The organism is Citrobacter sp. JGM124 (assembly GCF_018257795.1).
Taxonomy (GTDB): Bacteria; Pseudomonadota; Gammaproteobacteria; order Enterobacterales; family Enterobacteriaceae; genus JGM124.
The window spans coordinates 20,603-35,705 of record NZ_JAERJD010000015.1; the positions used below are offsets into that span (position 1 = coordinate 20,603).

At 44.4% G+C, this 15,103-nt stretch carries 9 protein-coding genes; 8 read left to right on the plus strand and 1 reads right to left on the minus strand.

Annotated features, from left to right (window positions below; all coding sequences use genetic code 11):
- The first annotated feature begins 188 nt into the window (after nt 1-188).
- From JK154_RS16775 to JK154_RS16810, 8 genes are all read left to right on the plus strand, one after another.
- A complete protein-coding gene (locus JK154_RS16775) occupies nt 189-3,260 on the plus strand; it encodes a glycosyltransferase (RefSeq protein ID WP_211993835.1) in 3,072 nt (1,023 codons plus the stop codon).
- Nucleotides 3,261-3,352: 92 nt separating this feature from the next.
- Nucleotides 3,353-4,045, plus strand: a complete 693-nt coding sequence (gene lapG, locus JK154_RS16780; protein WP_349291114.1) for a cysteine protease LapG — start codon at nt 3,353-3,355, stop codon at nt 4,043-4,045.
- A gap of 9 nt (nt 4,046-4,054) precedes the next feature.
- Nucleotides 4,055-6,001 (plus strand): LapD/MoxY N-terminal periplasmic domain-containing protein, encoded by a 1,947-nt coding sequence (locus tag JK154_RS16785; RefSeq protein WP_211993836.1) that lies wholly within the window; start codon nt 4,055-4,057, stop codon nt 5,999-6,001.
- 16 nt (nt 6,002-6,017) lie between these two features.
- Entirely contained in the window at nt 6,018-6,359 is a 342-nt protein-coding gene (locus JK154_RS16790; RefSeq protein ID WP_211993837.1) for a tryptophan synthase subunit beta, read from the plus strand.
- A gap of 390 nt (nt 6,360-6,749) precedes the next feature.
- The gene (locus tag JK154_RS16795) at nt 6,750-9,002 is read left to right on the plus strand and encodes a retention module-containing protein (protein WP_211993839.1); all 2,253 of its coding nucleotides are present in this window, start codon (nt 6,750-6,752) and stop codon (nt 9,000-9,002) included.
- 144 nt (nt 9,003-9,146) lie between these two features.
- Nucleotides 9,147-10,499 (plus strand): TolC family outer membrane protein, encoded by a 1,353-nt coding sequence (locus tag JK154_RS16800; protein WP_211993841.1) that lies wholly within the window; start codon nt 9,147-9,149, stop codon nt 10,497-10,499.
- A gap of 99 nt (nt 10,500-10,598) precedes the next feature.
- The gene (locus JK154_RS16805; RefSeq protein WP_211993843.1) at nt 10,599-12,779 is read left to right on the plus strand and encodes a type I secretion system permease/ATPase; all 2,181 of its coding nucleotides are present in this window, start codon (nt 10,599-10,601) and stop codon (nt 12,777-12,779) included.
- Nucleotides 12,766-14,130, plus strand: a complete 1,365-nt coding sequence (locus tag JK154_RS16810; protein ID WP_211993845.1) for an HlyD family type I secretion periplasmic adaptor subunit — start codon at nt 12,766-12,768, stop codon at nt 14,128-14,130. The genes JK154_RS16805 and JK154_RS16810 overlap by 14 nt, the downstream gene beginning before the upstream one ends.
- 72 nt (nt 14,131-14,202) lie before the next feature.
- Here the strand turns inward: JK154_RS16810 and yajD are convergent, their stop codons facing one another.
- Nucleotides 14,203-14,547, minus strand: a complete 345-nt coding sequence (gene yajD, locus JK154_RS16815; protein WP_211993847.1) for an HNH nuclease YajD — start codon at nt 14,545-14,547, stop codon at nt 14,203-14,205.
- Nucleotides 14,548-15,103 lie beyond the last annotated feature (556 nt).

Genomic DNA, 15,103 nt, shown 5'->3' on the forward strand with positions numbered 1-15,103 from the left:
TGAGTTGTTCCGCGGTAAACAACGCTAAAATTGATGCCAGAAACACGGACTGTTGTATATATAACCCGTATTATCAGGTTACGTATTAGTTTACCATTCTAGTTTTTATCCGAAAATAGATGATTCTGACCCATCACAAAATGCTATTTTAGGTAAAAAATAATTTATCCATGTCGAAAGGTTCTTACATGTCACTGAGCGCTTTACTCGTACAAACTCGGCCGATGGTCGATAAATTAGATACTACTGAGCTTGCCTCTCCCTTTCCGGGACACGTGCTCTTTTTTAGTGTCAGTACGGGTCAGGAGCGAGCCTATACCTTTCAGGCCTGTGGTAAAACATTCGATGATGCCTGGCTTACTGGTGCACAAGCTCTTCAGCGCTGGCATAAGCAATCGTCTAAAGTTCCCGTCTGGCTGCGTGTTGATGTTGTTGATCATATTGAAGCATTACGCTGGGATGATCTGAACAGTAAATTGCGCCATACCAAGCGTAACTATTTTCGTTTTGGTATTAGTTTTTCCCCCAGCTTTGAACACGCTTTACTTGAACAAGAAATTGCGGCTAATGCACTTCTTTATATCGGGACTGAGGGGGTAGCCACGCCAAATAATAAAAACCTGGCAAACTATTCCCGACAGCGTTTTGGCATTGAGCTACAGTGGCCAGATGATCCTGAGCAATTTATCTGGCGCTTTACGACACGCGCTATTTTTTGTGATGGTCACCAGGTTCTGCCCATTGAATCCCAGGGCAGAGAGGCGGGTTATCGGGAATTAGCAAACTGGCAAGATGAACTGGAACCTATGATCGGTTCGGCAAGTGCTTACCTCGCTCGTCAGGTGCGCCCGTCTGGTCGTTATCACTATGGATGGTTTCCTTGTTTTGACCGGGCAATCCCGACCTACAATACGTTACGCCATGCCAGTTCAACCTATGCGTTGCTTGAAGCCTGGGAAGTGACTAAAAATCAAAAAGAGTTTCTTGCAATAGAAAGCGCATTGCACTGTCTTTCCACAGACCTTATTCGCACTTACCCGCTGGCTGACGGGAGTGATGCTGATTTTTTGATTGATACTGATGATGAAATTAAACTGGGGGGGAATGCGGTCTCTATCCTTGCGTTAGCTAAATATACGGAACTGACGGGGGATAAACGTTATCTTGCACAAATGGAACGCCTGGCAAACGGTATTCTGTTTATGCAAAACAGCTCAACGGGGGCATTCAGTCATGTCCTGAACGCAGCCGATCTCTCCCTGAAAGCCGAACACCGTATTATTTACTATGATGGCGAAGCGGCTTTTGCCCTTATGCGCCTCTATGGGGTGACGCAAACACCTCGCTGGCTGGAGAGTGTTGAGCGTGCAATGGACTACTTTATCGCGCAAAAACACTGGCAGGCACACGACCACTGGTTAAGCTACTGTATCAATGAACTCACTCTTTATCGCCCTGAAGCGCGTTACTACCAGTTTGGTCTGGATAATGTTAGCGGGCATCTTGATTTTGTACTTAACCGTGTCACGACCTATCCCACTTTGCTTGAATTGATGATGGCCGCACAACGCATGATAGTGCGCTTGCAAGCTGATAGTCGGCACGCGCATCTGTTGACGGGCTTCAATCTGGAAAAATTTTATCGTGCTTTGGAGCATCGTGCTCGTTATCTCGCTAATGGATTTTTCTGGCCAGAACTGGCGATGTTTTTCAAAAATCCACAAAGGATTGTGGGAAGCTTTTTTATTCGCCACCATAGCTATCGGGTGCGAATTGACGATGTTGAGCATTATCTTTCTGGCTATGTTGCCTATCGTAAATATTTAAAAGGAGAACATACAACGAATCTCCTTCCTGTCCCAAATGGTAAGCAACAACTGGTTTTCCTGGGCGGTAATTTTCGCTATGAGGGGAACGGGATAGAGATAGCCATGATCCGACGCTGTGCTCTGTTTATTCGTGAGCTTGGTATTAAGCCAATGGTGATTATTTCAAACTGGAATAATACATTAGCTCAAACAGTGGAAAAACTATACCAAGAGGGAAAGCTACCTCAACCGATTGAGGCACTCACTGTTTATGATTGGCTTCCCGATATGCTGGCTCGTGGTGAATTGCAACCACTTCCTGCGCTCACGACAGGTAAACATACGAAAATACGTAAGGATAGTGCTGGAAAAATAGAGGCGCTTCGCTATGTCGATGGGGAGGGAAATATTAGTTATGAAGATTTTATCTCACCACAAACACGCCAAATTATGCTGCGGCGAACCTACCACACGAAAAATGGTGAAACAAAACTGGCAGGATTTCAGCTATTTTTTGCAGGGCAAGAGCATCAATTTCAAACAGAAGGTGCCTTTGCAAAATCCATGCTTGTGCATAATCTTGACAGAACGACAACCTGGCACTTCTTAGTCGATAAAAATCGCGCTTGGAAGGAATTTGTCTGCTCCCTGCCAAAAAATTATCTACATGCCACGGTCAGTTCTGTTATTCATTCCACCCATCGACTGGAAAGTGGCAACTATAAGTCAATTTACAGTCATTTGTTCCAGGAAAAAACACAATTAGATGGTTTACTTGTTCTGACCCAACAGCAGCATGATGAGCTGGCGAATGAACTTATCTCCCCGCATCGACTGCGGAGAATACCGCATCATTTAGATAATGCCCTGACAGAAGATACACCACAAATAAAAGCCGTAACACAGAAAGTCCTTATGATGGCCCGTTACTCACCAGAAAAACAACACTTACTTCTTTTTAGGGCTTTTTCTCTTGTTGTTGAGGCTCTGCCCACCGCTGAATTGCATACTTATGGCTCCGGTCCCTTAAAAAACTCACTCTCAGAATGGGTAACGCAGCACTGCCTAGATAAAAATATCTATATACATGGCTTCTCCACTGATCTTGCCGGTATCCATAGCCAGTCAAGTTGTGCTGTTATGTGCTCTAACCAGGAAGGCTTTTCCCTTTTCATTCTGGAATCGTTAGCTTATGGAACGCCGGTCGTCAGCTTTGATATAAAATATGGTCCCCGTGATCTTCTAAAAGATTCTGGTGCCGGTATTATTGTTGAAGCAAATAATGAGCAAGCATTAGCTGAAGCTTTGATTAGTGTACTGACCGATCCAGAAAATCTTGGAAAGATGCAGGAACGAGCTTATCTCCAACGAAGTCTTTATTCTGAAAAAAATATCGCACGTCTTTGGCTGGCGTGGTGGCAAGACATGCTGTCTACTGGTGAAGAACGTTAACGCTGTGGTATTTAGTAGAAAGCATCAGGGTTATTGAGGAGAACAGGATTGCTTTACACTATCACGGTATATTACTGGACTAAAAAGCACACGTGAAATGGCGACGTATTAGTCAGAAATACTGGCAGTATGTGGTGGCATTTTTGCTGGTACTGCTGTTCGCGCTTTCTCCTCAACTCATCGCGGGTTGGAATTTTGATACGATTAACGCACGTACTTTGCAACTGTACGGACCCGCGACACCTGCAGCACAACGACATATTAACGAATGGATAGCTTTACTGAATGAGCCACCGCAGCGAGATATTAAAAAAACGCTGAACCATGTGAACCATTTTTTTAACTCACGGATGCGTTTTGTCGACGATATTATCGTCTGGGGTGTGGAAGATTATTGGGCCACCCCCATTGAGTTTTTACGTAAAGGGGCTGGTGACTGTGAAGATTATGCCCTGGCGAAATATTTTACGTTGCGCGAATTAGGTGTTCCCGCTAGTCAGCTACGACTTATCTATGTTAAGGCACTGGAGCTCAATAAGGCACATATGGTTGTTGCCTGGTATCCTACGCCAGATGCTATTCCACTGATCCTGGATAATTTAAAAACAGCGATCTTACCTGCCACTCAGAGAAACGATTTACTCCCTGTTTATTCTTTTAATGAGCAGGGGTTATGGATCCCACAAGCGGGTAAAAATAAACGTGTCGGCGATAGTACTAGACTTTCTCGTTGGCAGGATCTTCTCACCAAAATGCGTGCGGAAGGCTTTGGTATTAATGAATAGGACGCGGCTATGTCACTTTATAAACAGCTACTCATTGGTATTTGTCTGTTCGCATTGGTTATATTTTGCGGCAGTTTTTATGTCACCCTGGAAAATTCCCGTGTCCAATACCATAACCAATTGAGTGCCCATGCTCAGGACACCGCAACTGCCCTTGGGTTGTCTCTGACCGCCAATGTTGATGACCCGGTAATGACTGAATTGCTGGTTAATTCAATCTTCGATAGTGGTTATTTCTATAGCATTAAAGTTATTGATATTAAAACAAATAAAATACTCATTGATCGCCAGAATAGACCACAAAGTAATGACGTCCCGGACTGGTTTGTTCGCCTTGTACAGCTTAGTCCAGGCAAGGGGGAGGCGATGGTAATGCAAGGCTGGACGCAGTTGGCACGGGTGGAGGTTGTCAGTCATCCAGTATTTACGCTGACTCGCTTGTGGCATAGTGTGGTTGCAAGCTTTTGGTTGCTCAGTGCGTGTAGCGTGATATGTGTTCTGGGGGCTATGCTTTTATTACGCCGCTGTTTACGTCCTCTTAATTATATCGTCGAGCAAGCTACGGCTATCAGTCAGCGTGAATTTATCAATCAGCCAGCTTTACCTGGAATACCTGAACTGCGTCGAGTGGTTGAGGCGATCAATATGATGGTTACACAGCTTAAAGTACTTTTTAGTGAACAAGCTGTTCGTACCGAAACACTGCGTCTGGAAGCCTACAGTGACAGCTTGACGGGATTAAATAATCGACGTGCTTTTGATATTCAACTGCAGTCTCGTTTGAGTGATGAGGAGCATACTTCAGGACATCTTATTTTATTACGAGTGGGGGATCTCGCCGGATTGAATCAACGCTTAGGCGGGAAAAATACTGACCATTTATTAATTGCTATTGCTGGTATCCTCAATGATGTGCAGCAGAACCTCTTCCATAATGAAGGCTTTGTTGCCCGCGTTCGTGGTGGCGAGTTTGCCGTTATTATCTCGTCGATTTTGCCACAAGAGATGGAAAGCTTCGTTTCAAGACTGACGCATCAACTGACGGAACTCCACAATGCGGGGTTAGGTGATGTCTCGCCCATCGCCCATATTGGCCAGGCGGTTTTCAATTTCGGTGATAAACCTCAAGATGTTTTATTAAAGGCTGATCAGGCACTGGTAACGGCTGAAAATGAGCGACGTTTTTTTGCTAAAAACCGGATAATACAAAAAACAGCAAGTGATAATGACGATCGCATTCTCTGGCAAAAACGGCTGGAAAACATACTGGAGCACAATGATTTTATATTATTTTCCCAGCCAGTATATGAGTGTAATGATCAACATACTCTATTGCATCATAAAGTCCTTGCCAGAATTGCAACGGAAGAGGGCGAGATACTTCCCGCGGGTAGCTTTATGCCGTGGATTAATCGTCTGGCACTGAGTCACCGTATGGATATTGTCATGCTTGAGCAAACGCTTCATGCTATGGAAGAGAATACTCAGTCTATTGCTATGAGTATTAGTGGTGAAAGTGTTGCGGGTAAAGAGAGCATTAATGCGTTGCTCCAGCCACTGAAGAGTGCCCGTCATCTTGCCTGTCGTTTGACTCTGGAACTGGATGAAAATGATCTACCTGAGCCAGAATTTATGAATTATCTTGTGCGAGAACTGAAAATGCTGAATTGTGGTCTGGGCATTCAGCATTTTGGCGGTCGTTTCTATCTGATTGGGAATTTACCTCAGTGGGGGTTAGCCTGGATAAAAGTGGATGGTGGCTATATTAGAAACATTGATAAAGAAGAGGATAAAAAGCTCTTTATTGATGCTATTTATTGGGCTACACGACAAGTAAACCTGCCACTTATTGCTGAACGAGTTGAAACCGAAGGCGAATTAAAAGTATTACAAAAAATAGGGTTGTATGGTGCCATGGGGCGTTATTTTAACGATGCCAGCACTCTCATTAAATAACGACTGGAGAACAACCATGTTTTTTATTCAGCGTGGTAATGATGGGCGAATCTTACGTATTGAGCACACAACTTATCCTGAAGCAACAGAACAGATCACAGAAGCCACACCTGAAATTACTGAGTGGTTAAAAGCTAGTGTGCTGCGAGCTTCTACGCTGCAACTGCTACAGGAAACGGACTCAGATATGGTCCGGGTATTAGAGGATCTTATTGGTGTATTAATAAACAGAGGGATAATTAGTATTACTGATTTACCTCAGGCAGCACAGAGTAAACTTCTTAACCGAGCAGAGGCAAGACGCGCACTGGGCGGTCTTGAGCGTCTGATTGATGAAGATGATGAACGGCTCATTTAGTTCAGTTATTTATATTCAGGTATATTCGGTACCTGAATATAAATATCATTAACAACAGCAGTTAAAATTACTGTCTTTTTTAGATATGTCAGTGCAAATAACTGCATTACCTCCCGTAGTTAAAAAAATATCTCCTTTATAGTGTAATTTCATTTATGGGTAGCGTTGTAACAATTTGAAATGTAGAATGCCGCCACTTTTTTTACTAAAAAAACAAATCCAATCTCCCCTTTTTAAATGAATGGTTTCACTGAAATTTGTTGAATAATCAATGACTATTATGTCCTGGATGCAGGGCTGCTTTCGCCTGTTCGTCGTCAAGAGATTGAATTAATCACATTAGTTAATTAGGAAATGTTTAATCCTACATAAAGATCAAGAGGATGTTGCATGAGTGCCATTGCTGGGACAATAAAAACAATAATTGGGCAAGTTTTTGCTACAGCACCTGATGGAAGTCAGCGTTTATTGGTTGAGGGAGATAACATACTGGCGGGAGAGCAAATAGCAACGGGTGATACCGGAGCTGTTTCCATTGCTTTACCCAATGGACAAACAATGGATTTGGGGCGTGGTGCCTATTGGAATAGTACCGGGGCCACATCGACCACCGCCAGTAATGTAGACCAGACTGATATAGCTTCAATACAACAGGCTATTGAAGATGGACAGGACCCAACGCAAATCCTTGAGGCCACTGCGGCAGGCCCACAATCAGCAGGACTACCTGGGGCTGGTGGCGGTGGCGCGCATACACATGTCATCCTCGATCTTACCGGTGAAGTTATTGACCCTGTAGCTGGCTACCCTACAACCGGCATTGATTTTCCTGATAATATCCTCCCAGAAGAACTCACTTTGCTTGATGACGACTCGGATTCGGACAGCGATTCTGATTCTGACAGTGACTCGGATTCCGACAGTGATTCGGATTCCGATAGTGACTCGGATTCTGACAGCGACTCGGACTCCGACAGCGATTCCGATTCTGACAGCGACTCCGATTCAGACAGTGATTCGGACTCGGACAGCGATTCCGATTCTGACAGTGACGCCGATGGTGATGGTGATCATCATGTGTCCCTGGATATAGATTTTACTGGTAAAGATCCTTCCAAAGTGACACAGATTAATGGCGGGAGTAGTAACCCGAATGGTTACGATACTGATAGTGAAGGGAATATATTAGCGGTTGGTAAGAATGTTGTTTTATGGATCACTGAAGGTGATATTGAGTCAGGGCGTGTTTCTAAGGATATATCCAAGGAACAAATCAAGACTTATAGCAATGGTAACCCGCAGAGTTCTGTAGATAAAAGTGATGTATTCCTGGTACATAAGGACAGTGGGTACTGGCAGGATGGCAATTTCCGGGATTTAAATTCTGTAATGGGAAACAGGACGTCTGCATCGGGTGCAAATAAAGATGCACGTGACACGATTCATGTTCAAGATGATGGTCACGACTGGAATGCGGAAAAAGGGCCGGCTAACGTTAACTCAAGTATTAACTATGTGGATAATATCCGTATTGTTATTGATGGCAAACAAATCCTTCAAGGATCAAACCAGATCTCCGATGTGACATCATCGAAAGGTGGCCTTGGCTGGGATCCAACAGCTCCTGTGAGTAAAACAGAAGGGAAATATGAGCTTACCCTTAATGCTTCTCTCACCAGTGATAAAGAGCATGATCAAATAACATCGATAACACTGTCCGGATTGCCGAAAGGAACTATTAAGTTTGGTGATACAAGTTATTCTGTTGATAAGAATGGCCAGGTCGTTATTGATATTAATGGCAGTAAGATCTTGGGCGAAAAAATAACGTTTACTACCGATAGTGACGTCAAACTCACTGATATCAAACTGACCATAACAACGTCAGTTAATGGTGTGACTCATAACAGTGAAGATATTGGTGTCGGTGATGATCATCACAGTCTCGACCTTTCCGAGGGGAACTCCCAGTCCTTAACCAGCCATGATATTAATACATTGAGCCTTTCTGGTGATGATCACCAGGATGGTCATTTAAGTACCACTTCTACTTTGGTTAACGTATCTGGAGAGTCTCTGGCTGCACAGGATTCTGCTCACCAGAGTGACACTTATAGCAGCGATCAGTTATTCGCACATGAGATTGTCTCCCAGGAAGAAGAGGGTTCTTCACAAGCAATAACTTTGCTCATTGATGACGACAACCTTTATTTAGAACCTGCTGAGGGTTCGGGTGCCAATACGATGGAAAATAATGACACTATCGTTAAGACACATTCCTCAGAAGAGTCGTTAATCAACCTGTTAACTGAAGACAGTTCTCCTTCATCTGAAAAGCTGCCGTTAAAAACAGAGAATATCGATTTAACGACCGAGTCTGGTGATAAAAATGTGCATGACAAGTCTAATGAAACCGTTTCCTTAAGTGAAGAACAGCTTAATTTCAGCGATATCATTGATGATGGGAATGGTAGCCATGATTTGGGCCAGTTACTTCCTCTTGCCGGTATGAACTCTGAGCAGAGTGCTTCCCCTCAGCAGTTTGCAGTGACAGATACAAACTCAGCGGGCAGCGATGCCTATAGTGCTGGATATCACTCACAAATTGATAATCTGATAGCTAAACCTGATACCGACTCTTAATGAAAGCATGACCCCGTCCTGAGTCTATGGCGGGGTCATTACCATTCCTGGTATTGAGGCGGAAAGGCATTTTAGTTTTATCTCATTACTGTATTAAAAATTAAAAAAATCACTTTTAAATTAATGTGATAATAGGAGTAGTTAATGAAGTACTGCGCACAAATCGCTTTCGGATTGTCACTTCCGATATTGATGCTTACCCCTGCCGCTGGTGTAACGCTGGAACAAGCGATTAAAGATACGTTAAATTCACATCCCCAGATTAAAGCATCTGCTAACAGCCGTTTATCAGCAGATCAGGATTTGATTGCAGCAAAGGGCGGATATTTACCGACTCTTGAACTCTCTGCAGGAACCGGATGGGAAAGAACGGATAATGCCAGCACGCGTGCAGCAGGTGACCATTTTCGTGATTTACAGCGTAGTGAGTCCAGTATTGATTTAAAGCAGAACCTCTTTAATGGTTTTGCGACGACCAGTGAAGTCGCGCGCCAGAAAGCGACTGTTAATTCTCGTGCATTTGCATTGTCAAATACGGTTGAGTCGACAGCGCTAATAACAATTCAAAGCTATCTTGATGTTTTAATGCAGGAAAAAATGGTCAAGTTAGCAGAAGATAACTTGAAAAGTCACGAGCGTATTTTCGATCAGATACGCCTGCGCACTCAGCGTGGTGTGGGGCGTGAGGCTGATTATGCCCAGGCAGAAGCCAGGCTTGCGCAAGCTCGTAATAACCTTCTGACTGAACAGACGAATCTTGCTGATTCACGGGTTAACTACGCCAGTGCCACGGGTCAGGAAGCGATTGATCTCTCAATGCCTGTACCAGTCGCGATCCCTGCATCCGTTGAAGAAGCTCGTAAAGTCATGCTGGCAAATAATCCACTTATAAAACAAAGTGATGCTGATATAGAAGCCACGCGCCAGCAATATGAAGCTGCCAATTCTCACTTCTACCCTAGCGTTGATATTGATGTCGGGCGTAGGATGGATAATAACCTCGATGGCACCCGTGGGCATAATCAAGAATGGCAGACGATGCTGAGAATGCGCTATAACTTATATAACGGTGGCAGTGACAAAGCACAGCTTTCCTCTTATGCCTATAAAATGCAGGAAGCGCAGGATGTGAAGAAAAACGTGCTGCGCCAGCTCAATGAAGAGTTAGGGCTTGCATGGAATGCATTGCTTAATGCCAAACAGCAAGTTCCAATCGCAAGAGAGTATGCTGATCGCAGTAAAGTTGTACGTATTGCCTATCAGGAACAGTTTAGTCTTGGCGATCGTTCACTACTCGATATGCTTGATAGTGAGAATGAAGTCTTCAGCGCCCAGCGCCGCTATGTTCAGATGCAATTCTTAGAAATACTTACTGCATACAGAATTAATGCTCGTACAGGAGAGTTATTAAAACAGCTCAATATTCAGGCTCCTTCTGCCAGCCAGCCTACTGACTGGGTGCAGGCGTCTGAAAAAGAACTCCCTGAATTAAAATAATGTATCACTGTGTCCTGGAGCCGTATTATCGACATTGATGATACTGCTCCATTGTTATATCTATCACCCAAATTTTTTGTTCGCATGTAAGGTCAGGTAATGGTACTTCAGAGTGATTCAGTTGATCGTCATACCCCTTTAAATGATATCGATGGGGAAGACTCCAGGCCGCAGCAGGATCCACTCCTTGATTGTCTGATGATTATCTGTAAGCTTCATAACATCATGACCAGTCGTAATGCATTAACGGCAGGCCTCCCGCTGGAACATCATTGCCTGGATCTTGGTACATTTCCTCGCGCTGCTCGACGAGCAGGACTTAAGGCTCGGGTACAACAGCGTTCATTAGATACCATCTCAGCGATCTCATTTCCGGTTATTGTTTTGCTAAAGAATGCTCAGGCGGCAGTATTACTCGGCTGGGATGACCAGCAACGAGCCCGTCTGCTTTCAGCGGACACCCGGGGCGGGGAGATAAAGGTCGATAAGGCGTTACTGAGTGATGATTACATCGGGCAGGTTATCTTTATCCAGCATGAATATGCATACCATGCTCAGCCTGATTCACGCATCCCGCAAACGAAATCCTGGTTTAAAGACACACTGAAATTATCAAAGTTTCTTTACTTTGATTCGGTACTGGCAAGTTTTCTTATCAACTTGATTGCACTTGCGACACCGTTATTCGTGATGAATGTTTACGATCGTGTGGTGCCAAATCATGCAACTGCAACGTTATGGATGCTGGCTATTGGGATCACTATTGCCTTTGTTTTTGATTTCGTTTTGAAAACATTGCGGGGGATGTGTCTTGATCTTGCCGGCAAGAAGACTGATCACATTGTCTCTGCGGCATTGTATGAACGGTTTATGGGAATGAAGATGAAGCAACGCCCCAACAGAGTGGGTGGTTTTGCTCAGTATTTTCAAGACTATCAGTCTGTCAGAGATTTTCTTTCTTCCCTCACGTTGTCAGCTTTAATCGATTTACCTTTTACCTTTCTTATATTACTCGTGGTCGGTATTATTGGTGGACCACTCGTTTTTATTCCTCTTATTGCTTATCCCGTTGCGCTGTTGATTAATTGGCTGATTCAGAGGCCATTAATTGCAGAAATACAAAAAACCTATCGCCTTTCTCATGAACGCCAATCGATGCTTGTCGAAACGTTGACCGGCCTTGATGCCATCAAAGTAAATAATGCCCAAAGCCAGCGGCAATATCAGTGGGAACAGGTGATGACGGGCCTTAGCAAACTGGAGATGAGAGTTAAATTACTCTCTTCTGTTGCCATTAATTTTACTAGTTGGTTACAGCAATTCACGGGTGTGATTATGATTGTTGCCGGCGTGTACTGGATTATTGAAGGGCACTTGAGTATGGGAGGACTGATTGCCTGCTATCTTCTTCAGCGCAGCGCAATGATGCCGATGGGGCAGCTTTGTGGCCTGATTACGCGTTATCACCGAGCTAAAATAACGAAAACCAGTATCGATAATATGATGGGGCTTGAACAGGAGTCCTCCACGGATGAAGTACCATTGAGATGCGAAAAGCTCTCAGGTGGTATTGAATTTAATAATGTCTCCTTTAGTTACCCACAAAATCAATATACGTCACTTAAAGACATTTCATTACGCATAGAACCGGGAGAAAAAGTTGGCATTATTGGACGTAGTGGTTCAGGAAAGAGTTCACTTGCCAAATTGCTGCTCAGTTTTTATCAGCCTGACAGTGGCATGGTTTTAATTGACGGTATTGATGCCCGCCAGCTCGATGTTAATGATATTCGCCATAACATTGGTTACGTTTCTCAGGACATCCATTTATTCAGCGGAACGTTACGAGATAATTTACTTCTGGGTGCAAGTTATATCGATGAAGCAGCTATGATCCGCGCAGCGACTATTGCAGGTGTTCATGATTTTTGTCGTCGCCACCCACTGGGCTATAACATGCAGGTGGGGGAGCGTGGCATGAATTTATCCGGTGGCCAGCGTCAGGCGGTTGCTTTGGCTCGCGCGCTCCTGCTTGATCCACCGATCTTATTGATGGATGAGCCGACCAGTGCCATGGACAATACCAGTGAAGACCTGATCAAAAAAGCAATGGCACCATTAGTGGCGAACAAAACATTGCTCCTGGTGACCCATCGGGCATCGCTGTTGTCACTGGTAGATCGTTTAATTGTGCTAGATAACGGTAAAGTCATTGCTGATGGCTCAAAAGAAAATGTTATTGATGCACTCAAGAAAGGGCAGATTCATGCGAGTCATTAATAAAATCTGCTGCCTGATAAAAAGAAAAAAAGCGCATGAAAATATCTCCGGCTCCTCCCATAACCCGGTTAGTGATGGCCTGACAGACGATTATCCCAGGATAGCACGCATCACCCTATGGGTCAGTGTGGCCTTTTTTATCGTCATGATTATCTGGGCATCACTGGCAGAAATTGATGAAGTCACTCGGGGAGATGGGCGAGCGATTCCCTCATCGCGACTACAGAAAATACAAAACCTTGAAGGGGGGATTGTCTCAGAAGTATTTGTTCATGAAGGAGAGGTTGTTCAGGCTGGAGCACCATTACTCCGTTTGGACGATACGCGCTTTCGTTCTAATGCTGGTGAGTCTGCGGCAGATCGACTGGCTCTTGAAGCACGAATTAAGCGACTCAATGCCCAGCTTAATGATGATGATACCCTGACTCTTCCTTCTGATTTTATGGAGAAATCACCTGATATTGCCAAGGGGGAGATAGAGTTGTTTATCAGTATTAAACAACGTATTCAAAGTGAGTTGGGCGGATTGAATGAGCAATTGATACAAAAGAAACAGGAGCTGCTTGATTATCAGGCCAAGGTCAGCCAGACCCGACGTAGTCTTGACTTGCTGAAACAAGAGATAGATATGTCGGAACCCTTGGTTGCCAAAGGGGCTATATCTAAGGTAGAGATCTTGCGTTTACGCCGCTCTGAAGTGGATACCCGAGGGCAGCTAGATTCCATGACGTTGGCAATTCCGCGAGCGACAGCCGCGGTTAAAGAGATCGAAAATAAAATAGGTGAGACTCGCGATCGCTATCGCAGTGAGGCTCTCTCGCAACTGAATGAAGCACGTACCGAACTCAGTAAAACAGAAGCTTCGGGGAAAGCCATTGATGATAGGGTTAATCGTACATTAGTAACATCGCCGGTGCGTGGCATCGTGCAACAGATGATGGTCAATACTATCGGCGGTGTTATCCAGCCCGGGAGTGATCTGGTTGAGATTGTTCCGCTCGATGATACTTTGCTTATCGAAACGAAAATCCGTCCCCAGGATATTGCATTTCTTCACCCAGGCCAGGAGGCTATGGTGAAATTTACGGCGTACGACTACACCATTTATGGTGGGCTGAAGGCCAAACTTGAGCAGATAAGTCCCGATACAGTGACGGATAAAGAAGGGCAGAGCTATTATGTCGTGCGTCTGAGAACTGAAAAAAATTACCTTGGTAGTGAAGCAAAACCGCTACTCATTATCCCAGGGATGGTGGCTTCAGTGGATATTATTACCGGCAGGAAAACGATTATGTCCTATCTGCTGAAACCCATTTTGCGTGCAAAAGCGGAATCCTTCAGCGAGCGTTAAAACAAGTAATGGTAAGACGCCGGGGATGATTTCAGCGTCTTCCTACATTATAGGACCAAAAAAAGCAGGGGATTACTTTTTATTCAGCATGGCCTTAAGGTCTGCAAATGGGTTATAGGTCGCCTCGCCGACATCTTTCTGTGCGTCTTCCCCGGCCACTACCGTTGAGCCATATTGATCTGCCTCGGTATATTTTGAGTGTTCATGGTCGTGGCAGTACAGGCAGAGGAGTTCCCAGTTGCTACCATCTTCCGGGTTATTGGTATGATCATGATCCATGTGGTGTACGGTGAGTTCGCGCAGGTTGGAGTAAACAAACTCACGTGAACAGCGGCCACAAACCCAAGGATAGAGTTTGAGTGCCTTTTCCCGATAACCGGTTTCTAAGCGGGCATAGTTCTTAGGAATAATTGCCATAAAGACAGGCCTTAATAACACTGGGGAGAATCTGTCTATCATAGTGGAATTTATAGCGTACTCCAATCTTCGTGAAGTGCTGCCTTCCTGGTTTCGCTTTTCAGTCCCTTGGCTCTACAGCCCTATTCTAATCGTGTCGTATCATTCCTTATATAAGGAAGGCATAGATGATATCGCGACGCAGAATTAAGAACGCCAATTTCCAGAGGATTACTGCCATGGAGGGAATAGGTTTATTTTAGTTTTGTTGTGAATCGAGTACGTGTGTCATTGATGGCAGTGGTCTGTCGCGCCACAAACAGGAACCAGCTGGGTGATTTTTTCACTTATTTGTGGATAAGTTTGTGTGTAAGTGGGTATAAACAGGGGTTTCGCTGTGGAATGCAGCAAACAGTCATTTTTCTGTAATTTAAGGGTTGCAGTGACGGGAGAACTCCCTATAATGCGCCTCCATCGACACGGAACATGTGAATCACTTTACAAATTAACGTGAACGATAAGAGTTAAAAATCCTGAAGTTAGGGGTTGACTCTGAAAGAGGAAAGCGTAATATACG

Excerpts from the sequence above, each read along its gene's own strand:
- JK154_RS16775 (WP_211993835.1), top strand. The coding sequence starts at position 189 with ATGTCACTGAGCGCTTTACTCGTACAAACTCGGCCGATGGTCGATAAA.
- JK154_RS16785 (WP_211993836.1), top strand. The coding sequence starts at position 4,055 with ATGTCACTTTATAAACAGCTACTCATTGGTATTTGTCTGTTCGCATTG.
- JK154_RS16790 (WP_211993837.1), top strand. The coding sequence starts at position 6,018 with ATGTTTTTTATTCAGCGTGGTAATGATGGGCGAATCTTACGTATTGAG.
- JK154_RS16795 (WP_211993839.1), top strand. The coding sequence starts at position 6,750 with ATGAGTGCCATTGCTGGGACAATAAAAACAATAATTGGGCAAGTTTTT.
- JK154_RS16800 (WP_211993841.1), top strand. The coding sequence starts at position 9,147 with ATGAAGTACTGCGCACAAATCGCTTTCGGATTGTCACTTCCGATATTG.
- JK154_RS16805 (WP_211993843.1), top strand. The coding sequence starts at position 10,599 with ATGGTACTTCAGAGTGATTCAGTTGATCGTCATACCCCTTTAAATGAT.
- JK154_RS16810 (WP_211993845.1), top strand. The coding sequence starts at position 12,766 with ATGCGAGTCATTAATAAAATCTGCTGCCTGATAAAAAGAAAAAAAGCG.
- yajD (WP_211993847.1), bottom strand. The coding sequence starts at position 14,547 with ATGGCAATTATTCCTAAGAACTATGCCCGCTTAGAAACCGGTTATCGG.